21 protein-coding genes are annotated in these 22,932 nt (G+C 67.9%); 7 read left to right on the top strand and 14 right to left on the bottom strand.

What is annotated here, in order from left to right; genetic code table 11:
• Positions 1 to 164 precede the first annotated feature (164 nt).
• Entirely contained in the window at positions 165 to 1,415 is a 1,251-nt protein-coding gene (locus tag K8P10_RS05160) for an MFS transporter (protein ID WP_224780734.1), read from the top strand.
• A gap of 52 nt (positions 1,416 to 1,467) precedes the next feature.
• Here K8P10_RS05160 and K8P10_RS05155 read toward each other — a convergent pair whose 3' ends face one another.
• Genes K8P10_RS05155 through K8P10_RS05130 form a run of 6 tightly spaced genes read right to left on the bottom strand, consistent with a single transcriptional unit; the run spans position 1,468 to position 7,775 of the window.
• A complete protein-coding gene (locus K8P10_RS05155; RefSeq protein ID WP_224780733.1) occupies positions 1,468 to 2,532 on the bottom strand; it encodes a C45 family peptidase in 1,065 nt (354 codons plus the stop codon).
• Positions 2,529 to 3,386 (bottom strand): ABC transporter ATP-binding protein, encoded by an 858-nt coding sequence (locus tag K8P10_RS05150; RefSeq protein WP_305069241.1) that lies wholly within the window; start codon positions 3,384 to 3,386, stop codon positions 2,529 to 2,531. The genes K8P10_RS05155 and K8P10_RS05150 overlap by 4 nt, the downstream gene beginning before the upstream one ends.
• Positions 3,383 to 4,237: an ABC transporter ATP-binding protein gene (locus K8P10_RS05145; RefSeq protein ID WP_224780732.1), complete on the bottom strand. Its 855-nt coding sequence runs from the start codon at positions 4,235 to 4,237 to the stop codon at positions 3,383 to 3,385. Before K8P10_RS05145 ends, K8P10_RS05150 begins: the two co-directional genes overlap by 4 nt.
• Complete coding sequence (locus K8P10_RS05140) at positions 4,234 to 5,169, bottom strand: ABC transporter permease (RefSeq protein ID WP_224780731.1); 936 nt, start codon at positions 5,167 to 5,169, stop codon at positions 4,234 to 4,236. The genes K8P10_RS05145 and K8P10_RS05140 overlap by 4 nt, the downstream gene beginning before the upstream one ends.
• Positions 5,166 to 6,116: an ABC transporter permease gene (locus K8P10_RS05135; protein ID WP_224780730.1), complete on the bottom strand. Its 951-nt coding sequence runs from the start codon at positions 6,114 to 6,116 to the stop codon at positions 5,166 to 5,168. Before K8P10_RS05135 ends, K8P10_RS05140 begins: the two co-directional genes overlap by 4 nt.
• A 27-nt stretch (positions 6,117 to 6,143) precedes the next feature.
• Positions 6,144 to 7,775, bottom strand: coding sequence for an ABC transporter substrate-binding protein (locus K8P10_RS05130; RefSeq protein ID WP_224780729.1), 1,632 nt, complete (start codon positions 7,773 to 7,775; stop codon positions 6,144 to 6,146).
• Positions 7,776 to 7,975: 200 nt separating this feature from the next.
• Between K8P10_RS05130 and K8P10_RS05125 the strand changes: the two genes are divergently transcribed.
• Entirely contained in the window at positions 7,976 to 9,004 is a 1,029-nt protein-coding gene (locus K8P10_RS05125) for a LacI family DNA-binding transcriptional regulator (protein ID WP_224780728.1), read from the top strand.
• 12 nt (positions 9,005 to 9,016) lie between these two features.
• Here the strand turns inward: K8P10_RS05125 and K8P10_RS05120 are convergent, their stop codons facing one another.
• The 3 genes from K8P10_RS05120 to glsA form a co-directional block, all read right to left on the bottom strand.
• On the bottom strand, positions 9,017 to 10,453 hold the full coding sequence (locus K8P10_RS05120) for an NAD(P)/FAD-dependent oxidoreductase (protein WP_224780727.1): 1,437 nt from the start codon (positions 10,451 to 10,453) through the stop codon (positions 9,017 to 9,019).
• Positions 10,454 to 10,496: 43 nt separating this feature from the next.
• Complete coding sequence (locus K8P10_RS05115; protein ID WP_224780726.1) at positions 10,497 to 11,201, bottom strand: endo alpha-1,4 polygalactosaminidase; 705 nt, start codon at positions 11,199 to 11,201, stop codon at positions 10,497 to 10,499.
• A 166-nt stretch (positions 11,202 to 11,367) separates the two neighbouring features.
• On the bottom strand, positions 11,368 to 12,687 hold the full coding sequence (gene glsA, locus K8P10_RS05110; protein ID WP_224780725.1) for a glutaminase A: 1,320 nt from the start codon (positions 12,685 to 12,687) through the stop codon (positions 11,368 to 11,370).
• 59 nt (positions 12,688 to 12,746) lie between these two features.
• Between glsA and zapE the strand changes: the two genes are divergently transcribed.
• Positions 12,747 to 13,760, top strand: a complete 1,014-nt coding sequence (zapE, locus tag K8P10_RS05105) for a cell division protein ZapE (RefSeq protein WP_224780724.1) — start codon at positions 12,747 to 12,749, stop codon at positions 13,758 to 13,760.
• 15 nt (positions 13,761 to 13,775) lie between these two features.
• On the opposite strand, the gene K8P10_RS05100 is transcribed toward zapE, so the two are convergent.
• Genes K8P10_RS05100 through ykgO form a run of 3 tightly spaced genes read right to left on the bottom strand, consistent with a single transcriptional unit; the run spans position 13,776 to position 15,115 of the window.
• A complete protein-coding gene (locus K8P10_RS05100) occupies positions 13,776 to 14,366 on the bottom strand; it encodes a hypothetical protein (RefSeq protein ID WP_224780723.1) in 591 nt (196 codons plus the stop codon).
• On the bottom strand, positions 14,359 to 14,958 hold the full coding sequence (locus K8P10_RS05095) for a YdeI family protein (RefSeq protein ID WP_224780722.1): 600 nt from the start codon (positions 14,956 to 14,958) through the stop codon (positions 14,359 to 14,361). The genes K8P10_RS05100 and K8P10_RS05095 overlap by 8 nt, the downstream gene beginning before the upstream one ends.
• A 34-nt stretch (positions 14,959 to 14,992) precedes the next feature.
• Positions 14,993 to 15,115, bottom strand: a complete 123-nt coding sequence (gene ykgO, locus K8P10_RS05090; RefSeq protein ID WP_053388021.1) for a type B 50S ribosomal protein L36 — start codon at positions 15,113 to 15,115, stop codon at positions 14,993 to 14,995.
• 66 nt (positions 15,116 to 15,181) lie between these two features.
• Between ykgO and K8P10_RS05085 the strand changes: the two genes are divergently transcribed.
• Both K8P10_RS05085 and K8P10_RS05080 read left to right on the top strand, forming a co-directional pair.
• Entirely contained in the window at positions 15,182 to 16,213 is a 1,032-nt protein-coding gene (locus K8P10_RS05085) for a GTP-binding protein (RefSeq protein ID WP_224780721.1), read from the top strand.
• Positions 16,214 to 16,340: 127 nt separating this feature from the next.
• Entirely contained in the window at positions 16,341 to 17,600 is a 1,260-nt protein-coding gene (locus K8P10_RS05080) for a ferrochelatase (protein WP_224780720.1), read from the top strand.
• A gap of 25 nt (positions 17,601 to 17,625) precedes the next feature.
• Here the strand turns inward: K8P10_RS05080 and K8P10_RS05075 are convergent, their stop codons facing one another.
• On the bottom strand, positions 17,626 to 18,138 hold the full coding sequence (locus K8P10_RS05075) for a methylated-DNA--[protein]-cysteine S-methyltransferase (protein WP_224780719.1): 513 nt from the start codon (positions 18,136 to 18,138) through the stop codon (positions 17,626 to 17,628).
• Positions 18,135 to 19,643, bottom strand: a complete 1,509-nt coding sequence (locus K8P10_RS05070) for a DNA-3-methyladenine glycosylase 2 family protein (protein ID WP_224780718.1) — start codon at positions 19,641 to 19,643, stop codon at positions 18,135 to 18,137. The genes K8P10_RS05075 and K8P10_RS05070 overlap by 4 nt, the downstream gene beginning before the upstream one ends.
• A gap of 298 nt (positions 19,644 to 19,941) precedes the next feature.
• Here K8P10_RS05070 and K8P10_RS05065 point away from each other — a divergent pair, with 298 nt between their 5' ends.
• Together K8P10_RS05065 and K8P10_RS05060 are read left to right on the top strand one after the other, a co-directional pair.
• A complete protein-coding gene (locus K8P10_RS05065) occupies positions 19,942 to 21,300 on the top strand; it encodes an MFS transporter (protein WP_224780717.1) in 1,359 nt (452 codons plus the stop codon).
• Between the two features lie 13 nt (positions 21,301 to 21,313).
• Complete coding sequence (locus K8P10_RS05060) at positions 21,314 to 22,924, top strand: thiamine pyrophosphate-binding protein (protein ID WP_224780716.1); 1,611 nt, start codon at positions 21,314 to 21,316, stop codon at positions 22,922 to 22,924.
• Positions 22,925 to 22,932 lie beyond the last annotated feature (8 nt).

Raw genomic sequence — 22,932 nt, 5'->3', positions numbered from 1 at the left:
CCCGAGTGTACTCAGCCCCGGCCCTCACGAAGAAGGGGTTGCGCCGCATCAGAAACTCCCCCTCGAATCGACGGTACGGGCTCGAAGTGTGTCTCCCACCGGGACTACACTGGCCCTTTGCGCAATGGAGCTCGCCGCCCGCTTCTTCCACGAAAGGTCGCCTCATGACTGCGCCCTCCCCCGCCCTCCCCCCGGCCCGCCGAGCGATCGCACTCTTCGCGCTCGCGCTCGGCGGTTTCGGCATCGGTGTGACCGAGTTCGCGTCGATGGGGCTCCTCCCGGATATCGCGCAGGACCTCCTCCCCGGGTACGCCGCGTCGCCGACCACTGAGATCGCGCGCGCCGGGATCCTCATCACGATGTATGCGCTGGGCGTCGTCGTCGGAGCGCCCGTGTTCGCGGCGCTCGGCGCACGCGCGTCGCAGGCGAAGCTCACCTTCCTCCTGCTCGCCCTGTTCATCGTCGGCACTATCGCCTCAGCTCTCGCACCGAACTTCGGCTGGCTCGCGGCGTTCCGGTTCATCGCGGCGCTCCCCCACGGCGCATACTTCGGCGTCGCATCGCTCATCGCGGCCCGCATCATGGGCCCGGGCAACCAGGGCAAGGGCGTGGCGCTGGCGATTTCAGGGCTCACGGTGGCGAACGTGGTCGGCGTCCCGCTCGCCACCTGGCTCGGGCAGCACCTCGGCTGGCGGTGGGCCTACATCATGGTGGCCGTCATCTTCGCGCTCACGCTCGTACTCACCTTCCTCGCGCTGCCGCGACTCCCCGGTGATCCCTCCCGCAACGCGCGTGCCGAACTCAGTGCGTTCCGCAACCCTCGCACCTGGATCATGATCGCCGTCGGCTCGATCGGGTTCGGCGGGTTCTTCGCGGTGTACTCCTACATCGCGGAAGTCTCCACCGAGGTCGCCGGACTCTCGACCGCCTCCATTCCATGGGTGCTCGCCGTCATGGGCATCGGCATGACCCTCGGCAACCTCATCGGCGGCTGGGCGAGCGACCGCGACCTGACGAAGACCATCGTCGTCGGCTTCTCGACCTTCATCGTCGCCCTGATCCTCTACACGTGGCTCGCGCCAACCCCGGTGGGACTCTTCGTCACGGTATTCCTCATCGGCATCACCCAGTCGATGCTCATCCCCTCGATCCAGGCGAGACTCATTCGGATCGCGGATCGGGCCGCGCTGCTCGGTGCCGCGGTGAACCACGCCGCGTTCAACGTCGGCAACGGTCTCGGAGCCGCGCTCGGCGGTGCCGTGATCGCGGCGGGCTTCGGCTACCTCGCCCCGGGCTGGGTCGGCGTGGGCCTCGCCGTGATCGGGCTGCTCCTCGCGCTCGTCAGCGTGATGGTGACGCGACGCGACAAGCAGAAATCGCTGAACACGGTCGGCATTCGCCTACCCGAGGCCTGAGAACGCACCCCTCCCACTCGAGAAAAAGAACTCTCAGGCTCGGCCGTTCAGCTCAGGCGGTGAGCACGCGCCAGTTACCGGACGCGGCCTCGGTCGGTTTGCCGTCGAGCACGCCGAGTGTGCGCTCCTGCGGATCCGTCGTAGCGGTCGCGAGCGTCTCCCAGCGTTCACCGTAAGACTTCGATCGATCGGCGAAGCACGTGAGCGGCGCCTCGCCCGCTCCCGTGGCGAGCAGCGCGACCAGTCCGGCGGAGTCTCCCGGCACCCCTGTGGCGACGCGTGACCGGAGCAGCGCCAGTCGCTCGGAGGAATCGGGCTCGTAGATCTCGGATTTCTGCGCGGCGAGCGGCACTTCGTCCTGGAAGTGGTTCGTGCGCTGCACCGAGCCATCGACCTCGGGGATGACGAAGACACCCGCCGGGCTCATTTCGACCGAAACCGCCCGCGTGCTGTCGAGCAGCGTGAATGCGGAGGAGGATGACACGGGGGCGCTCCGGATGAGCGCCACGGCTTCGTCGACAGAGCCGCACTCGGTCAGCACGATGTTCGACAGCACATGCATGGGGACGCCGGTCGGCCCATCTGCGCGATGCCCGAGGATGTTGAAGTGGAGCGCGAGGCCGGCCTCGTTGACCCCGATCTTGCTGAGGATGCCCTGCTCCGTGAGGCCCGCGAAGCGGTACCCGGGGCCGTCGACGATCTGGGTGTGCCAATACGCCGCGAGTTCGATGTGCCAGTCCCAGGTCTGCGCGCCGAGCCTTCGGCCATCGACCTCGGCCGTCACCGTCGAGCACTCGCTCGACGCGAGCGCGCCGAGCGCGATGATCTCGGTCCTCGCGTTCAGCGCCACGACTTGCGCGAGTTGCAGGCCGGCTCCCTCGGCGATCCCGTCGAGCTCTGCGAGCACCTCTGGCCGCCAGTCGGAGAGCGTGGCGACGACCGCGGCGACGCCCTCTTCCTCACGTTCCCGGTCGACACCGAGCACGCGGAAGAGCTCCGCGTACTTCGCGTATGCCTCACTCAGCGTCCCGCTGAGCGCCTCGCCTCTGCGCCTTCCGAGTTCGCGATGCGAGGAGGCAGAGATCTCAAGGTGGAGGCGTTCGGTTCGTTCGGTCATGACGTGGTTTCCTGTTCCCGGGGAGCGCTCCCCGATCCGATGAGTGCGTCGCGGAGGCCCCGCTGCGGCTTCCAGCCCGGCCTCGGCGCTGAGGCGATGAGCAGCTTGGTGTATGGCTCTTCGGGTCGATCCAGAATCGCATCGACCGAGCCCCGCTCGACGATGCGTCCCGTGCGCATGACGACGACGTCATCGGCGATGTCGCGCACCACGGAGAGATCGTGCGTGATGAAGAGGTACGACAGGCCCCGATCGCGCCTGAGCCGTTTGAGGAGCTGGAGGACCTGAGCCTGGACGGACACGTCGAGCGCCGACACCGCCTCGTCGAGGACCAGGATTTCGGGCTCGGCGGCGAGCGCCCGAGCGATCGCCACACGCTGCTTCTGGCCGCCCGAGAGCGCTGCGGGCTTCGCGTCCGCGTGGCGCTCGGTCAGGCCCACCTCGTCGAAGAGTTCCAGCACCCGCGCTCGACGTGCGGAGCGATCGAGGTCCGGTCGATGCGCGCGCAGCATCTCATCGATCGTCGCGGACACGGGCAAGGACCGGTTCAGGGAGCCCTGAGGATCCTGGAAGACCATCTGCACGAGCTTCGCGCGCTTCCGGAGCTCCCTGCGGGCTGTCGTGGGTCTCACCTCGGTGCCGGCGATGCGAACGGTTCCCGAGTCCGCAGATTCGAGGCCGACGACGACTCGGGCGAGCGTCGATTTGCCAGAACCCGATTCGCCGACGATCGCGAGGCAGGTACCGGTGCGCAGAGCGCAGGAGACGTCGTCGAGCGCCGCGATGCTGTGCCCACGGCCGAGGTGGAATGTCCGCGAGAGGTGCTCGACCTCGATGATGGGTGTCGTGCTCACTCGCCCGTCTCCTCAGGGTTCAGCGTGGTGGTCCCTGCGGCATCCGCCAGGTCGCCTCGATCATTCGGATACAGAAGCGGCCGCGCCGCCATGAGGGCCCGGGTGTACTCGGTCTTCGGCCGGTCCCTGATCTCCTCAGGCGTGCCGATCTCGAGAATCTCGCCGTCCTTCATCACCGCGAGACGATCGCAGACTGCGGCCGCAAGATCGAGGTCGTGGGTCACGAAGATCATGGAGAGTCCGTGTGCGCGCCTCCGCTCGTCGAGGATCGCGACGACCTCTGCCTGGGTGGTCACATCCAGGGCCGTGGTCGGTTCGTCCGCGAGCAGGAGCTTCGGTGATCCCGACAGTGCCCCCGCGATCACGACGCGCTGCAGAAGTCCCCCCGAGAGCTGGTGGGGGTAGGAGGCCAGCACGCGTTCGGCGTCGCTGATACCCACTTGATGGAGCAGGTCCGCAGCGAGCGATGTCGCTTCGGAACGCGTCATTGCGCGCGCATCGGTCATCCCCTCGATCAGAAATCGACCGACCGGAAGCACGGGGTTCAGTGCTCCGTGCGGATTCTGGGCGATGAGTGCGAGGTCGTTCGCCCGGATCCGTCTGAGGTCCTCCCCCTCGGCGTCGAGCAGATTCGCGTCGTCGAGATCGATCTGGCCGGAGACGCGCGCTCCGCCCGGCTCGATGCCGAGGATGCAGCGGAGCGTCATCGACTTGCCTGATCCCGATTCACCGACGAGCCCCAGGGCCTCTCCCTGAGCGAGCGCGAAGGAGTTGCCGTGCAGGATCTCCGTTTCTGCCCCGGAGTCCGGGTCGGTGATGGAGAGCACAAGATTCTCTACCTGCAGCATCATCGGATCCTTCCTGCCGCACGACGGCCACCGAGCTGCTCGCCGACGTAGCCGAACGCGGCCACCGTGATCACGATCATCACACCGGCGAACACGCTCTGCTCCCAATATCCCTGCTGCAGTGACGCCTGTCCGTTGGAGACCATGAGACCCCAATCGGGGGTGGGCGGCTGAACCCCGAGACCGAGGAACGAAAGCGCCGCGAGCTCGATCATCGCGTAGCCGAAGTTGATCGACATGCCGGTGAGGATCTGCGTGCGAACGTTCGGCAGGATGTGGCGGACGGTGATGAGGAATCCTGAGATCCCCTGCAGCTGCGCGGAGGCCACGTAGGGCAGCTGACGCTCACGGAGCGCCACCGAACGGATCACTCTGGCGGAGTAGGGCGTGAATCCGATAGCGAGCGCGATCGACGCGGTGAGGAGCGAGGGCCCGAAGATTGCGACCGCAAGGATGGCGAGCAGCATGTTCGGGAATGCGAACAGGATGTCGAGCACGCGACTGATGCAGGCATCCACGCGGCCTCCGAACCACACCGCCGTGAGCGCGAGCGTCGTCGCCAGGAATGCGGCGATCAGGATCACGATCGTGGGGCCGATGAGACTCGTGCGGGCACCCCACATGATGCGCGAGAGGATGTCGCGACCGGACTGGTCGGTACCCATGAGATGGGCGGCGCTCCAGGCCTCGTGGCGGGCCGTCACGCTGCCCTCGAACGGGTCGTACGGCGCGACGAGTGGAGCGAGGAGCGCCATGAGGACGATGACGACGATGATCGCCGCGCTCACCACTCCGACAGCACCGAGTCGGCGGGTGATCAGTGCCCATCCGGTGACCGGTGCGGCGTTGCGCCGCTTGCGGAGCAGCTGTACGGCAATCGTGTCCTGTGCACGCGCGTCCGCAGTGGCTTCCCGCGTGGAATTCTGTTGCTTCATCGCGTCGTCACTCTCTGATTCAGTCGGACACGGGGGTCGATCACCGCGTAGAGCAGGTCGACGATGAGGTTGATGAGACCGAAGGCCAGCACCATGATGAGCGCGATCGCCTGCACCACCGCGAAGTCTTTCTTCTGGACCGAGTTGACGAGGAGCGAACCGATGCCGTCGAGGGTGAACGCGTACTCGATGACGAACGCGCTCGCGAGCAGCCCCGCGATCTGGGTGCCGAGCACCGTCGACACCGGCAGCATCGAGTTGCGGATCGTGTGCCGCCACAGCACGAACTGCTTGGGCACTCCGCGCGCAATCGCCATCACCACGTGCTCCGACCCCTGCTCCTCCCGGACCGCCGTCCGTGTGATTCGTGCGACGACGGCGATGCCGGGAAACGCGAGCGCGATGGCGGGGAGCGTGAGGTGCCAGAGTCGATCGGCGAACCCGGATCCGGACCCGGAGACCGGGAACCACCCGAGGCCCGAACCGAACACTGCCATGAGGATCAGCGCGGCGAAGAACGTCGGGACAGCGAAACCGAGGTTCGAGCCGAAGACGACGGCTTTCTCGAACACGCCGGATCGCGTGGCCGCGAGGATCCCGAGCCCGACGCCGCACACGCAGATCAGGATCGCCGCGAAGAGCGCGAGGGAGAGGGTGGTGGGCAGGCGGGACATGACGAGCGTCGTCACGTCCTGCTGCGTGAGCAGGGACCTCCCGAGGTCCCCCTGGACGAGGTCGAACAGCCATTGCGCGTAGCGCACGAGGAAGGGATCGTCCAGCCCGTACTGCGCGCGGATCGCGGCGAGCACCTCGGGCGTGACTGTACGGCCCTGGATCAGGAACTGCTCGGGACTTCCGGGGGCGAGATACATGCCTCCGAACACCACGAAACTGGACACGAGGAGCACGGCGACGAGCGCGCCGAGCCGGTGCAGAACATAGACCATGGACGATCCCTTCCGGCGGGTAAGCGCCTACTCGGCCGCGCCGAGATCAGCGGCCCACGGGTAGTACAGGTAGATGAAGGAGGCGGGTGCGCCCGTCACCGACTCGTCCATGTACATGCGGACCGCGAGATCGTTGATCGGCACCCAGGGCTGCTGCTCCATGACGAGCGCCTCGGCCTCGACCGTGAGCTCGGCGCGCTTCTGGGGATCGGACTCGGCGTAGGCCGCATCGATCGCCGCGTCGACGTCGGGATCCGAGAACCCGGAGTAGTTCTGCTGGCTATCCGTGTAGGCCACGTTGTCCAGGTGCGACAGCGGCGACGGCGAGCTCAGGTAGTTCGTCGTGACGAATCCGTCGTATCCCTCGCGAGCAGCGGGATCGGAGAAGAACGCGCCGAACTGCGCACTGGGTACGCCAGTCGGCTCGAGGGTGAGACCGAGTTCTTCAGCGCCACTCGCCATCTCGTTCAAGATGTCGGCGTAGAAGCTCCGTTCGCTCGGGTAGGCGATCTTGATGGGCTGCGTCGTATCGACCTCGGCTGCCTCCAGCTCAGCCTTCGCCGCGTCAATGTCGAAGCTCAGGTCGGGCAGCTGCTCATCCCGCAGTTCGGCGACCTCGGGCACCGCGTCCCACGGAGCCTGCGGCACGATTGATCGCGAGGCCGTGCCGGTGCCTTCATACACCGTCTCGCCGATCGCTTCGCGGTCGGTTGCGCGGGTCAGCGCCCTGCGCACTGCCGGATCGCCGAACGCGCCGTTGCCCGTCGAGATGATCGCCATGATCTGCATGCCCTCGCCGAGGGTCAGGGTGCCGGATTCACTCGCGGAGAGTTCCCCGAGCGCGGGAAGGGGCACGTCGTAGGTCCCCTGCGTCTCTCCGGTGGAGAGGCCGTTCGCGATCGCGGTCGGATCGACGACGAAGCCGATCTCCACTTCGCCGGCTTTGGCTCGCTTCTTCTCGTTCCAGTACTCGTCGTAGCGCTCGAGCGTGATCGACTGCCCCTGCTTCCAGTTGCCCGGAGTGAACTGGAACGGCCCCGTGCACATCACCCCGGTTTCCGGGTTCCCGTAGTTCTCGCCGGCGTCCTCGCGCTGCGCCTGCTGCACGACGGCGCCGAGGTTCGTCGCCAGCTCCTCTGTGAGGATCGAGTTCGGCTCGGAAAGCTCGAGGGTCACCTCCCACTCACCGGTCTGCTCGATGCTCGTCACCTTCTCGAAGCTCGATGCCAGGACGCTCGCCTCCTGGGGGTCGAGGTGCCGCTGCAAGCTGAAGGCGACGTCCCCTGCGGTCATGGGCGATCCATCCCAGAAGGTCACGTCGTCCCTGATCTGGAACGTGTAGGTGCGATTGTCGTCGGAGACGTCGAAGCTCTCGGCGAGATTCGGTTCGATGGAGAAGTCGGGCTGCATCTGGAAGAGCGACTCGCAGAGGTTCGCGATGACGCCGTTCTCGGGATAGTTGAATGCCTTGACCGGGTCCAGGTTCGCGAGTTCGCCGTAGGGCGAGTTCCACGTCACGCGGTCGATCTCACCTGCCGCTTCGGGGGTCACCTGCTGCAGGTCACTCCCCTCTGAAGGAGCGGTCCCTCCGCGACTGCCGGTCGCGCAGCCGGCGAGCACGAGGCCCGAGACTGCGAGCAGGGCTACTGAAGCTCTCATCGTTGCGAGTTTCACACTGTTCTCCATTCGAAGTTTCGTCGTCGAACCCCCGTGGTCTGGCACAGCCATGGACGGAGACCCAAGCAGGAGACTAACACCCAAAACGATTTACATAAATCGTTTTGTAGATCACGGTTCGATAACAACCGGGTCAACGTGCACGAATCGCCGTTGGCGCAGGAAACCAGTAGTCTGTGGGCGTGCAGAGAAGCGGAAAACCGACGATCAAAGATGTCGCCAGGGCAGCCGGCGTCTCGCCGACGACTGTTTCCCATGCGTTGAACGGCAAGGGCACCGTCCGGCGCGAGACCGCTGAGCGCGTCGAGCAGATCGCCGCCCAGGTCGGCTACCGCCCCAGCGCGATCGCTAGAGGATTGCAAAACTCGCGTCTCGGACTTCTCGCCCTGGTCATCCGCCCTCTGCACAGCCTCGACACGTTCCTCCCCGAAGGCGTCGACTACTTCCTTCGCATGGCCGGCGGTGCGTCGCTCGCCGCCATGGATCGCGGCTACAGCATGATGCTCATCGACGACCCGACGCGACCGGACGTCCCGTTCAGCGCGCTCGCGGCGGACGCCTACATCGTGACCGAACCGTTCGAGAACGACCCGGTCCTGACGCTCCTGAGCGAGCAGCGCATCCCGTTCGTCTCCGTGGGCGCCGACCCTGCTCGACGAGGAGCTTTCGTCGAGTTCGATGAGTCGAGCGAGCAGCAAGCAATCACGATGCTCGAACACCTCGCGCACGCGGGTGCCCAGCGCATCGCCATGGTGACGGGAACCGATCGGAATGACTGGAATCTCGGATCGCAGGAGACCATGCGCGCCTGGGCCTCCGCGCGGGGCCAGCGGCCGCAGATCCTCGAGATCCCCGAAACCGACGGTGAGGGCGCCGGCGAACCCATCGCCAGGCGCCTGCTCGACGGCCACGCGGACGAACGCCCGGATGCGATCTTCTGCCTCACCGGCCGTCACGCCGCCGGTGTCGTCACAGCGGCGCAGCGGCGCGGTCTCCAGGTCCCGGCCGACCTCATGGTCGCTGCAGCGTCAGGAGCGATGCAAAACCTGACCAGTCGCCCGACAGTGACCACACTCGACTTGCATCCGGAGGAAACCGCGAAACTCGCGGTGGACGCAGCGATCCGGCTCGCAGAGGGTCACACCGTCTCGACGCCGCTCAGTACGCCTGAAGTAACGCTCCAAATCCGAGAGTCCACCACCCGCAGCTGACAGGCGGGGCGGCTACGCGGTCTTCGCGCCGCCGGACTCTGCAGCGACATCGGCCTCGAGCAGCCGCAGCCACACCTCACTGACGGTCGGGTACGCCGGGACGGCGTGCCAGAGCCGATCGACCGGCACCTCCCCCACGATCGCGACCGTTGCCGAGTGGAGCAGATCGGCGACGTCCTGCCCCACGAACGTCGCACCGATGAGCGTGCTCCGCTGCGCATCGATCACCAGCTTCGCACGGCCGGTGTAGCCGTCGGCGTGGAGTGCAGCACCGGCGACCGCTCCGATATCGGCCTCCACCGCACGAACATCGATACCCGCTTCTCGCGCTACCGCCTCGGTCTGCCCGACGCTCGCCACCTCCGGATCGGAGAAGACGACGCTGGGAACAGCCGCGTGGTCGGCGGTAGCCACGTGCCGACCCCACGGCTCATCGTCGACGGGCTCCCCCAGTGTTCGCGCCGCGATGGCCGCACCCGCGGCGCGCGCCTGGTACTTGCCCTGATGCGTGAGCAGTGCGCGGCCGTTCGCGTCGCCGACCGCGTAGAGCCAGTCCGTCTCCGCGACGAGCATCGTGTCGTCGACCGCGAGCGGCGTGGAGAGACCGAGCTCCTCGAGCCCGAGCCCATCGGTGTTCGGCCGCCGCCCCGTGGCCACGAGGACCTCTTCCGCTGTGATCCGGGCCCCGTCTGCAAGTTCCACCGACACCGCCCCGTCCGACCCGCGGTCGACGCGCTGAGGAGCGACCCCGGTCCGCACTTCGACGCCCGCATCGGAAAGTCCCTCAGTGACCAGCGGCCCGACGAACGGCTCCGCACCACCCAGGATCCCGCTTCGCGACACCAGCGAGACGTGTGCGCCGAGTGATGCGAAGGCGAACGCCATCTCGGTGCCGGCCACCCCTCCGCCGATCACGATCAGGCTGCCCGGCACGCGGGAGGCGGAGGTCGCCTCCCGCGTGCCCCAGGGCGCGGCGTCCGCGAGTCCGTCGATGGGAGGGAGCACGGGAACCGAACCCGTGGCGAGCGCCACGGCCGAGCAGGTCAGCTCCCGCCCGTCGACTTCGACCCTGCCGCGACCGATGAGCCGGCCACGCCCCCGGATCAGTTCGATCCCTGCGCCGGCGACCCATTCGGCCTGGCCCGCATCGTTCCAGTGACTCGTGAACGACGTCCGGCGGTCCAGAACCGCCTGCACGTCGAGTTCGCCCGTTACTGCCTCGCGCGCGCCGGGAACGCGTCGTGCAGCGCTGAGCGCCTGGCCGCTCCGCAGCAGCGCCTTCGAGGGCATGCACGCCCAGTAGGAGCACTCCCCGCCGACCAGATCGGATTCGACGAGCGCAACCCGCAACCCGCGCTGCGCCGCCCCGTCGGCGACGTTCTCACCTGTGGGGCCTCCCCCGATGACGATCAGGTCGTAGTCCAGCTCGGAATTCGCTTGCGGTGCCATGCTGCATTCTCTCGCATCCCGACTGCGGTGGACAGGGGTCGCGTCAACACGTCTCGTAGGTGTAGCCGAGTTCGCCCGGTGCGACGAGCTCACGGTCGCGCAGGATCGTTGTGGGCGGGGTCTCAGGGTCCGCGCACACCTCGGCGAATGGCTTGGGCAGTTCGTCCGTGTACTCGATGTTCATCACGGCGTCCCCGTAGACATCGGAGTAGGCCGCGCACTCCTCGAACGCCGCGCACTCCTCGCTCACCGCGAAGTCGAACCCGGCCTGCTCGCGCAACCAGACGGCGTGCTCCGCCGCGTTCTTCTGTCCCGCGGCGAGATCTGCGGCGTGCGCCGCATCGACGAGGTCGGCAGCGACCAGCTCCGCATCGGCCCGGCTGATCGCCCCGTCCGATCGGGTGAAGGTATCCAGGTTGTCGAACTCGACCGCTGCAAACCCCGCCTCGTCGCACCCCGAAATCCAGTCCGAGACTCGAGCGACGACGATCTCGCGTCCGGCCTCCGTCGAGATGTCGAGCAGCGCCTCGTCGGGCCAATCCGGGTCGTACACGATGTCGCCATCGCTGCGCAGCACGGCCTCCTCTGGCCAGTCGTCGACCTCGCCCGGCTGCGTCTGGAAGCCGTTGAGGTAGCAGATCGAGTACGCGCCTGGCACCGCCGGAGCGGTTCGGTCGCGCGTCACCATGGTCACGCCGTCCGGCAGTGGGTACGCCGCGCCGAGCTGATAGTCGAACTCCGCGCCCACGGGAAAATCGAGTGCTGATCTGTCTGTCTCAGAGGATGGCACCTCCGGAGCGGCGGCCCCTGAGGAGCACCCAACCGCACCGAGGAGACACCCCAGCGCCACCGCGCAGATCAGTGGACGACTCAAGCGGTCCACCCTCATGTCAGCACACTCACCCTCGAACCCTTCACGGTTCGAGGCCCTGTTCCGTGCGCTCGCGAGCCACTCGCTCCCCCTCTTCCCAGGACCCCACGTGCTGCACGCGGCCCGCGAGCCCGTGGGCTTCGATGTCGGCAGCGCTGTAGATGCCTGCCGGGTCGATCACGTAGAGGTACTTCCCCTCCGAGCAGAAGGCACCGAGTACCTCCGACAGCATGAGCAGCGCGACCGACTTCGCCTCGATCACCTCTGCGAGGTCGACCACCACGTAGCGTTCGGACACGCTCTCGGACGACATACGGCGGACCACGGTTTCCGCTGCGACGAAATCGATGGTCCCCTGGAGCCGGAAGTACGCGGCGCTGCCGATGTCGTTCTCGACAGAGGTGTTGGTGACCGCCTCGCGCACCGCGAGATGACCGACCTCGGGAATGCGCATGAGATGCAGACCGAGGTCGCGCGAGAGCCGTTCGCAGGCGGCGACGGCGCGGACGCTGTTGCCGTGCCGATCCAGTCTCGGAGAGAACGCGGCGATGCCGATCCGCCCGGGTGAGGCGCCGACGATGCCCCCGCCGACGCCGCTCTTCGCGGGAAAGCCGACGGCAGAGACCCAGTCGCCCGCGGCGTCGTACATTCCGCAGGTGGTCATCACCGACAGCACGTGCCCCGCGGTGTCCTCGTCGATCACCCGCTCCCGGGTGACGGGCTGCACGCCGCCCGACGCGAGGGTCGCACCCATGACCGCGAGATCCTCCGTGGTCACGAGCACCGAGCTCTGCCGAACGTAGCCCTCGACCGCCACCGTAGGTTCCGCGGCGAGCGCCCCGCCGGCTCGCAGGATGTTGGCGATGCCGAGGTTGCGGTACGCGGTGTCCATCTCTGACGCGAAGACGTCCTCGGCAACGGACAGGGGGCGACCGGCGCATGCGGAGAGGAACTGCAGGACCTCCGCGAATTTCTCCTCCGCGCTCTCCCCCGGCACGAGCGCGAACGCGGCGATCGCGCCGGCATTGATCATGGGGTTGGCAGGACGACCGCGGTCGTCGACCGAGATCCGGTTGAACGCGTCGCCTGACGGCTCGACCCCGATATGCTCGAGCACGTGCTCGAGGCCCCGTTCGCGAATCGCGAGCGCATAGGTGAAAGCTTTCGCGACGGACTGGATCGTGAACGGGAGATCGGAGTCACCCGCCGCGTAGGTCTGCCCGTCGAGCATCGAGATCGCGATGCCGAACGGGGCAGGATCGACCTGCGCGAGTTCCGGGATGTAGTCGGCGAGCTCACCGTCCGTCCGCTCCGCGATGCTGTCGAGAACGTTCTGCAGGTACGGCTGAATCGGTGAGCGCATGCGTCCACTCTAGGCGGGGATCAGGCCCTCCGGGCTGTCTCCCCGTACAGTAGAGGCCGATGTTCCCCGATACGCGCTCCGTCACCGATCCGCCGACCGAGGCGGAGGGTCCAGACGCCGAACCGCAGACGACGCTTGTGCAGGCACCGCTCCTCGCCGAGCAGACCCGCGATGCGTTTCTCACCGAGATCGCGGGGAGCGGTCTGACGCTCGATCCGGCGCAGCGCGAGGCGGTCGCCGCTCTCAGGCGGCCGACAGTGCAGGGGTGGTACCTGTGGGGCGGCGTCGGGCGCGGGAAAACGATGCTCGCCGACGCGTACTTCCGGTCCATCCCGACTTCCGCAAAACGCCGCGTCCACTTCCACGCATTCTTCCGCGAACTGCACGCGCAGATCATCGCCGGGCGGCGGCCGATCGAGGAGACGATCGCCGAGATGCTCGCCGGCGACCGCGCCGTGCTCTTCGATGAGTTCCACGTCCACGACGTGGCCGACGCCGTCTACCTCGCGCGGACGTTCGAGGTGATCCTCGAACTCGACATCCTCGTGATCGCGACCTCGAACTACGCCCCGGCCGGACTGCTGCCCGACCCGATGTTCCACGACCGGTTCCTCACGACGATCGCGCTCATCGAGCAGCACCTCTCGGTCGTCGAGGTGGGCCAGGGGCCGGATCACCGTTCCGTCGATGTCGCGCCGCGCACGGGAGGTTTCGCCCGCAGCACGTGGACGGTGCGAGGCGGAGGGCCGGACGCCGGTGAGGCAGAAGTTCGAGACGGAGCGCCGACCTTCTCCTTCGCCGCGCTCTGCGAAGCTCCGAAGGGCGCCTGGGACTATCTCGAGCTCGCAGAGCGGCACCCGCGTATCGTCGTGTCGGGCATCCCGGAGCTTCACCGCCTCGACCCGCAATCCGCCGCCCGCTTCTGCGTGCTCATCGACATCCTCGCAGACGCCGATATCACCGTGGACTGCATCGCGTCGGGGCACTGGCGCGAGCTCGGGGACGTCGCTGAGCCGCCCGCTGACCTCCCCCGAACGATCAGCCGCCTCTCCCGATTCTCACTCGGCGCGTGATCCGCGCAGAGTCTTTCATGCTGACCGAGGCACCGCCCCGCGCCACGTCACGAGCGCCCAGAGCGCGAATACGAGCAGCGTGAAGCCGCTCGCGACGCCGCTGACCACCGGGATGAGGCCCACTGAGCCAAAGCCCCCGAGCCCGAAGCCCGCAACTCCGAGCAGCGTGATGACCGCGCCGAGGAGATGAAATCGAGCCAGGTCGAACGCCCGGGCCAGGGCGAAGAAGTGCGTGCCGACCACAACGGCGACCCACGCGACCCCGAACTCCGGGTACCCGAAGCGAGCGAGCAGTTGGGCACCGCCGATCAGCGCGATCGCTTCGATGCCGACGATGACCCAGTAGCTTCGCGGAAAGCCTCGTGAGCTCGCAGGCGGAGCATCCCCCTGTGGTGAACGCCGCCCCCGCCCCCGGGCAGAGAGGGCCCGCACGGCAAGCCACACGATCACCGCGAAGAGGACGGCGGCGCTCCCGATGACGAGCATCTGGAGCACACCGGGGAGCGTTCCGGAGTTCACGCCCACGAAGACGAGACCGAAAGAGCCCCCGATCATGGATCCGATCTCCACCCCGCGCACGGACGAGTCGGGGCGCTTGTCATCCATCGCGGGATCCCCTCCCCTCGCTCGCATCGCCCTCGAGCTGCTCGATCAGTTTCAGGATCCGGCGCTCCCGTGTCGCCTCGGTGGCGGCGGTGAGCACCGGATGCAGTGCACTGTATCGCGCACTCCCGGTCAACCGCTCGAAGGCCTGTCGTGCCCGTGGAGCCGCATCGAGCGCCGCCTCCAGCTCAGGAGGCGCTTCTGCCGACGCCGGCCCCGCGTACGCACGATCCCACCTGCCATCCGCCCGAGCGCGCTCGACCTCGGTGAATCCTCGGTCCCTGAGACGCCCCTCCGCGATGCACTGCGTCACGATCTCGACATTGCGCTGCGACCAGATCGACCGTGGCCTGCGCGGGGTGAAGCGCTGCAGGTAGGTGGTGGCGTCGCGCGATCGGCGCTGCCCGTCGATCCACCCGCTGCACAGCGCTTCGACAAGGGCCTCCTGGTAGTTCAGTCGAGTGGGCTGCGTCACGCCCTTCTTCGCGAGGAGCAGCCAGACTCCGTCCGAAACGTCCTCTGACTGGTCGAGCCAGTCGCGCCACGCGGCGGCATCGCGCACGGTGAGCGGACTGGAGACGGAGTACTCGGTCATGCCTCCAGGATGGCACGCGCGTACGACATCGGGCTCAGCCCTGCCTCCCCTTGAACCGCGGGTTCTGCTTATTGATCACGTATACCCGGCCGCGACGCCGGACGACCTGCGCTCCCGGTTGCTGCTTCAGCGATTTCAGCGATGCTCTGACCTTCACGACCGACTCCTTATTGATAATGGATATCATGAAGAAGATAGCAGAGTCATCAGCCGAGGAGAACACATGAGCAGTAGAGACGTGACCGTCGTCGTCGGGGCGTGCGGGCCAGAGCGCCAACGGCTCGCGAGAGCACTCGCGACGGAAAGCTCGCGAGTGCTCATTCCCGCCGGCCGTCTCACGCGCGAGACGCACCCGATCGAGGCCGCTGCAGCAGCCATCACCGACGCCGGGGCGGCCGCAGGCGTCGTCGTGGAATTCGACGCGACGACCGCGGTCACCGAAGTGATCGGAACACTCACCTCGCTCGAGGGGGGCGGCAGTCTCACGGGCGTGGTGTGCGTGGTCGACGCCCTGCACCTGCTCGACGACCTCGCCGTCGACGACTTCGTCGTCACCGAGGTCGACGCGGATGGCACCATGCTCGACTGCACTGCCCGAGCATTGCTGACGGTCACACAAATGGAGTTCGCCTCCGTCGTGATCATCGTGAACTGGGAGGCCATCGCCACCCGAGAACTCTCGATGATCATGGCCGTCGTCAGCCACCTCAGTCCACTCGCACGCCTGCGACTGGACGGGTCCCCGACCGCGACGGTCTTCGCGTCCGCCCCCTACCAACGGGAACAAGAACGGGCCGGGTGGATCGGAGTCCTCAACGGCGACGCGGAACCGCACATGACCGACCCCCGCGTCTCCGCGATCCGCTACGAGCACCTGCGCCCGCTCCATCCCGGCAGACTTCAGGCCTTTCTCGATCGCATCGAGGCCGGCGCATACGGGCAGGTCCTCAGGTCGGCGGGGTTCTGCCGATTCGCCACGCGGACGGGACGCGTCCTGTACTGGGATCACGTCGGGAGCACCATCGAGTTCCGTGAGGCAGTTCCAGACGACCATCACCCCGAACGCGACGACGGAGACTTCCCCGCCCCGGGCCAGGAGCTCGCGTTCATCGGCATCGACCTCGACCCGACGGCGATCCGACTGGCGCTCGATGCCGTCGCGCTCTCCGACGCGGAATTCACCGCAGGGCCGGGGGCATGGGCAGCATATAGCGATCCCTTTCCCCGCCCCGCGGAGGCACCCCAAGGAGACTGAGCACCGCTGTCACGCGCCCTGCGGCGGCTCTGCAGGAAGGCTCGATTAGACTGGATAGAGCATTTCCCTCAGCCCCCGGCCGTTTCCCTGGGGCGCGTGTACGACAGGCACAGGAGGCCTCCACGCCATGAGCACGACCGCTGACCGCGCGTCCACGAACTCACCGAACCCGGAGCACACCGCCCCGCAGGAACGACGAGAGATCAAGCCGCCGGCGGCGTCAGGCGTGTGCTTCGCCGATGGCGCACGCGTACCGAATGCGACGGCAGCGTCGCAGGACGGCCCCGAACACACGTCGATCCCGCAGCAGTACGACGCTGTGCTCCTCTCGGCGTTCGGCGGCCCCGAGGGGCAGGAGGACGTGCTCCCATTCCTCCGCAACGTCACCCGCGGCCGGGGAATCCCCGACGAGCGCCTCGAAGAGGTCGCCCATCACTACCGACACTTCGGCGGAGTGAGCCCGATCAACGGCCACAACCGCGAACTGCTGACGGTGCTCCGCAAAGCGCTCGCCGCGGCCGGCATCGATCTGCCCGTGTACTGGGGCAACCGGAACTGGGCTCCGTACCTCGATGACGCGCTCCGCGAGGCCGCAGCCGACGGGGTGCGGCGCATGATCGCCATTCCGACGAGCGCCTACTCGTCGTTCTCCTCCTGCCGTCAGTACCGGGAAGACTGGGCCGACGCACTGGAAGCGAGCGGCCTGCAGGAGACGATGCAGATCGACAAGGTGCGGCAGTTCTTCTCGCACCCCGGATTCGTCGAGCCGTTCATCGAGGGTGTCCGCAGCGGCGTCGCGCAGGCCATCGGGGCCGGGAATCGGCCGGAGGACATCGAGGTCATGTTCTCGACCCACAGCATTCCCTCTGCAGATGCCGACCTTTCGGGGGCCGGACTCTTCCCCGAGGTCGACGGTGGCGGCTACGCTGCGCAGCACCTCGCCGTCGCGGAACACGTCATGGCCGAAGCGGCTCCGAACATCTCCTGGCAGCTCGTCTACCAGTCCCGTTCTGGCCCGCCCTCGCAGCCCTGGCTGGAGCCGGACATCAACGACGCCATCGAGGCGCTCGCGGACCGCACGGCCGTCATCATCGTGCCGGTCGGCTTCGTCAGCGACCACATGGAGGTCATGTGGGATCTCGACAATGAGGCCACCGAGACCGCGACCGCGCGCGGCCTCTGGGTGACCAGGACCCCGACTCCCGGCGTGCACCCGGCGTTCGTCGACGCACTCGTCGACCTCGTCGAGGAGCGTGTGGTCGGGCGCCCCGTCGGTGAACGGGCGAACACCACGCGGATCGGTCCTTGGTTCGACGTCTGCCGACCGGGCTGCTGCGAGAATCCGCGCCTCGGCTTCAAGCCGGCGATCGCCGGGCTGCAACCGTAGGCCGTCGGAACTTCGCCTCGAACGGTCAGGCTCGTTCGCGTTCGAGCAGCGCTTCCTTCACCGGCGTCCCCCAGGCGAAGCCGCCGAGAGATCCGTCGTTCCTGAGCACGCGGTGGCACGGCACGAAGAGGGCTGGCGCGTTGCGGGCGCAGATCGACGCCGCAACTCGTGCCGCGGTGGGCTTGCCGAGGAGCGTGGCGAACCCCGTGTACGACAGCGGCGCGCCCGGCTCGATCCGACGCAGCGCCGCCCAGCCCTGCACCTGAAGCGCCGTTCCGTGCTGCCTGACCGGCACGGCGGTGATGGCAGCGACGTCGCCGGAGTAGTAAGCGGCGACGGCGTCCGCCGCGCCAGTGGTGCCGGTCACGAGCTGCGCGGGCCGCAGCGAAGCGTGCGCTCGGACGATGAGGTCGGCGACATCGGATGTCCAGCCCGAGGCGAGGACGCGTTCATCCTCGTCGCTCACGATGGTGAACGGCCCGTCAGGGGTGGCGACGGTCTGCACGGTGGCGGTTGCGGTGGCGGTGGCGGTCGTCATGGTGTCTCCTGTCGTGGAGTGACTGAGGTGGTCCCTGTCTCGCTCCAGAGCCGGGTAGTGAGATAACTGCGCCAGGGGGCCGCGCGCTCGGCCCAGGCCAGAAGCCCGCGCTGATCAGACGGAAGACCCCTGGCCCTGGCGCCGGCGCGCATCGCGCTGTCGCCGGCGAGGAGCACGTCGGGATCGCCGAGCACGCGCATGCGTACGTAGTCCGCTGTCCACGGCCCGATCCCCCGGCGCTCGAGCAGGCGACGACGCTGATCGCGGCCGTCGTCACCCTGACCGAGTTCGAGCGTCCCTGCGGCGAGCGCGGCTGCCGCGGCGGTCACGGCGCGTCGGCGGGCCTCTGGCCCCCTGAGGGTTTCATCGCCATGCTCGGCGATCTTGGCCATCGTCGGGAAGAGCGTGTCAGGGGTGTTCTCCCCCGGCTGTTCGGTCGCTCCTCGCGTCGGGGCCGGCCTGCCGAGCTCCGCCACGAGCCGCGTGAGGGCGGTCCGAGCCGAGGCGACGGAGACCTGCTGCCCGATCATGGTGCGGATGAGCGTCTCGTGCGCGTCGACGGTGCCCGGCACCCGCACCCCTGGCGTCTCGGCGATCAGCGGTGCAATGGCCGGGTGTCGGGAGAGCGCGGCATCGACTGCGAGCGGATCGGCATCGAGGTCGAGGAGACGCCTGGTGCGCGCGACGGCCGATCCCAGGTCAGCGAGGGTCGCGAGCGAGGCCCGCATGCGGACCTGTCCCGTCTGCCGACCGAGCTCGAGTTCCAGCAACCCCGGCCCGCCCGGCAGGTCGAGCGTGCGACGGTACCCGAAGTGGGTGACCTGCTCGACTCCGGGGATCGCCCGCGCCGCGAACCAGGCAAGGAGACCCGCAGCGTCGAAGGGCTCCCGTACCGGCAGCAGGAGCGTGATCGCCCCGGGGGCCGGATCCGCTCCGCGCCTCCGTGCCCTGAGTTCGGTCGGGGTCATCGCGAACACCTCGCGCACCGTGTCGTTGCACTGTCGCACGCTCCCGAAGCCTGCGGAGTACGCGACATCGGCGATCGGCAGGTCGGTGCTCACGAGGAGTGTGCGGGCGGTGTGGGCGCGGTGGGCGCGAGCCAGGGCGAGCGGCCCGGCACCGAGCTCGGCGATGAGGAGCCTCCCGAGATGGCGCGACGAATAGCCGAGGCGGGCGGCAAGGCCGCCGATACCCTCGCGCTCCACGACTCCGTCGGCGATGAGGCGCATGGCTCGGCCGACGGTATCGCCGCGCAGGTTCCACTCGGGCGACCCGGGCACCGCTTCCGGCAGGCATCGCTTGCAGGCCCGGAATCCGGCCTCGTGCGCCGCGGCGCTGGTGCGGAAGAACGTCACGTTCGACGGCTTCGGCGTCCGAGCAGGGCACGACGGCCTGCAGTAGATTCCCGTCGTCCGCACACCCGTCACGAACTGCCCGTCGAACCGGGTATCGCGCGCCTCGACGGCGCGGTATCGCTCGTCGAAGGTACTGGGTGTGCTGTGCATACGCCTAGCCTGCCATGGCCGACCGGCTCGGATCAGCGGGAATCGGACACCACGGCCTGAGCGATTCTCCGAAAAAACCGAAGTCGCGTGATCTGTTGCCGTCGCGGCCCGAGTCAGCAGTGAAAGCCCGGGATTCGGTCTCACCCGCTGCACGTCTGGAATCCTCGCGCGCGAATCAGCAGCGTCACGGCCCGATCCACGGACGGGTGCCACTTCCGCCGATCCGCGCGCTCGCCTACAGTCGGTCCGTGGCGCGCTCCGCGCCGAACGACGCCCTGGCCCAGCAAAGGAGCTCCCCGTGTCGGCCACCACCTCAGCACCACCGAACACCCACAGACGCGCCCTGAAGGGCGGGTTCGCCGCGCTCGTCGGCACGTCGATCGAGTGGTACGACTTCTACGTGTACGCGACCGCCGCGGCGATCGTGTTCCCCCACATCTTCTTCCCCGAGGATCTCGACCCGGCACTCGCCACGCTCGCCTCGTTCGGCACCTACGCCGTCGCGTTCTTCATGCGTCCGCTCGGCGGCATCATCTTCGGGCACATCGGCGACAAGCTCGGCCGGAAGCCTGCGCTCACGATGACCCTGCTCCTCATGGGCATCGCGACGACCCTCGTCGGCGTGCTCCCGACCTACGCCGTGATCGGCATCTGGGCCCCGATCCTGCTCATCATCTTCCGCATGTGCCAGGGCCTCGCGGTCGGTGGCGAGTGGGGCGGCGCAAGCCTCATGTCGGTCGAGAGCGCTCCGCCGAAGTGGAAGACGTTCTACGGCGGTTTCACTCAGGTGGGCAACCCTCTCGGCGCGCTGATGGCGACCGGTATGTTCTGGATCCTGACCTCGCTCGGCGACGACGTGCTCCTCACCTGGGGCTGGCGCATCCCGTTCCTCTTCAGCGTCGTGCTCATCGGCGTCGGATTCTGGGTGCGGTACCGCGTCGAGGAGACTCCGGTGTTCGAGGCGAAGGTCGAGGACCAGCAGCAGTCGACGCCGATCCTGTTCGCTCTCAAGAACAACTGGTTCCCGATCCTCATGGGCATCTGCATCGTCGCGATGTCGTCCGGCGGTTACGTGCTCGCCACCACCTTCGTGCAGAGCTACGCCGACAGCCCGCAGGTCGGCCTGGACCCGGCGATCATTCTGGGCGCGATGACCATCGCCTCGCTCGTCGAAATGCTCGTCACGCTGCCGATCGCCTACCTGGGCGACAAGATCGGACGCAAGGTGATCATGTACCTCGGTACGATCCTCTCCTTCTTCTGCATGATTCCGCTGGTCATCGCGATTCAGAACCAGAACGTCGTGCTGATCTGGACGTTCGTGATCCTCATCCGTGTCACGCTCAGCGGTGCGTGGGCCCCGCTCTCGGCGATCATGGCGCAGATGTTCCGCCCGCAGTCGCGGTACACCTCGATGTCGCTGTCGTACGGTGTCGGCGCCGCCATCTGGGGCGGTCTCTCGCCGGCCATCGCCTCGACGCTGCTCATCGCAACGGGCGACAACTTCTGGTCGGTCGTCGGCCTCTTCGGTCTACTGACCGTCGCGGCAGTGATCGGCACGCGGTTCGCCCCGCAGTACTCCGATGAGGCGCCGGTGACCGGATCGTTCGCACCGCGCCTCGACACCACCACCATCACCAACCCCGACGGGAAGTAGGTTCACCGCCGCTATGGAGACCACTCGGAAGCGCACGACCGGTTGGGTCGTCATGGAGACGATTCGCGGATACGGCGTCGACACGGTGTTCGGGATCCCCGGCACCCACAATCTCGAGTTCTACCGCGGTCTCGCGGAGCTCGACATCCGACCCGTGACCACGCGTCACGAGCAGGGCGCCGGGTACGGAGCCGACGGGTGGTCCCTCCAGACGGGTCTTCCCGGTGTGGTCATCACGACGAGTGGACCTGGACTGCTCAATGCGCTCTCCGCAGCGGGTACCGCATACTGCGAGTCGCGCCCGATGATCATTCTCGCGCCAGGCCCCGCCAGGGGCAGCGAGTTCGCGGACGTCGGCACCCTCCACGAGACGAAGGATCAGCTGAGCGCAGCGTCCGCGATCGTGGAGTGGGGCCGGCGGGTGGACTCCGCCGAGGAGGCCGTGACCGCGGTGCACGACGCGTTCGCGCTCTTCGCGACGAACCGGCCGCGCCCGGTCTACATCGAGGTCCCCCTCGATGTGCTCGAAGCAGAGGCCGAGATCGCCCCGGATGCGGTCGAGCCGCGGGCGTTCGCACCGATCCCGGCGCCGGACGCTGCCGCCGTCGCCGAGGCGGCGCGGTTGCTCGACGCGGCGGAGGACCCGGTCATCCTCGCGGGCGGCGGCTCCCGTGGGGCTGGCGCAGAACTCCGCTCGCTCGCCGAGCGGCTCGGCGCCCCGGTCGTGACGACGCTGAACGCGAAGGGTGTGCTCGACGAGCATCATCCGCTCTCGCTGGGATCGAACCTGCGCCTCGCCGCGGCCCGGAACCGTGCGCGTGACGCCGACGTGCTGCTCGTCGTTGGCTCGAAGCTCGGCGAAGCGGAGCTGTGGGTGGAGCAGCTGGAGGCGAGGGGCTCCGTGATCCGGATCGATCTCCTGGACACGCAGATCGACAAGAACCAGCCCGCGACGATCGGCCTCGTCGGCGACGCCGGGGCCGCTCTGAGCGCCCTCACCGCCGCCCTCGGCGCAGGCGCACCGCGAGACGCGGCGCAGGGGGTGTCAGAGACCCTGGCGGCGGTACGAACCGAGTGCGCGAAACTCTCCGCTGAGAACACGGCGCTCGCCGAGAGCATCGCGGAGGCCCTCCCCTCCGATGCGATGGTCGCCACCGACTCGTCGCAGATCGCCTACTGGGGACTGCTGAACACGCTCCGCGTCGCTTCGCCGAACTCGACGCCCTACATGGCGACGTACGCCACACTCGGATACGGCTTGCCCGCAGCACTCGGCGCCCGCGTCGCCGAGCCGAATCGCCCGTCCTTCGTGGTCGTCGGCGATGGCGCCCTGATGTTCTCGATGAACGAGTTCATCACGGTGGTCGAGCAGCAGGAGGACGTCACCGTCATCGTCGTCGACAATGGCGGGTACCAGGAGATCAAGCAGAACGAGATCGACGCGGGCATCGCGCCGGTCGCGGTCGATCTGGTGCAGCCCGACTGGGTCGCGGTCGCGAACGCCTTCGGCGGCACCGGTCGCGCGGCTCGGAGTGCCGCCGAGCTCGCCGACGCAGTTGCGAGCGCCGTGCGCGACGGTGGGCTGCAACTCATCCACATCGACCAGTCGACGTTCGCGAACTGAGGGAGACG

The organism is Leucobacter sp. Psy1, assembly GCF_020096995.1.
Lineage (GTDB): Bacteria > Actinomycetota > Actinomycetes > Actinomycetales > Microbacteriaceae > Leucobacter.
The sequence above is the reverse complement of the archived record's forward strand: the minus strand, read 5'-3'. Positions and strand labels throughout refer to the sequence as shown.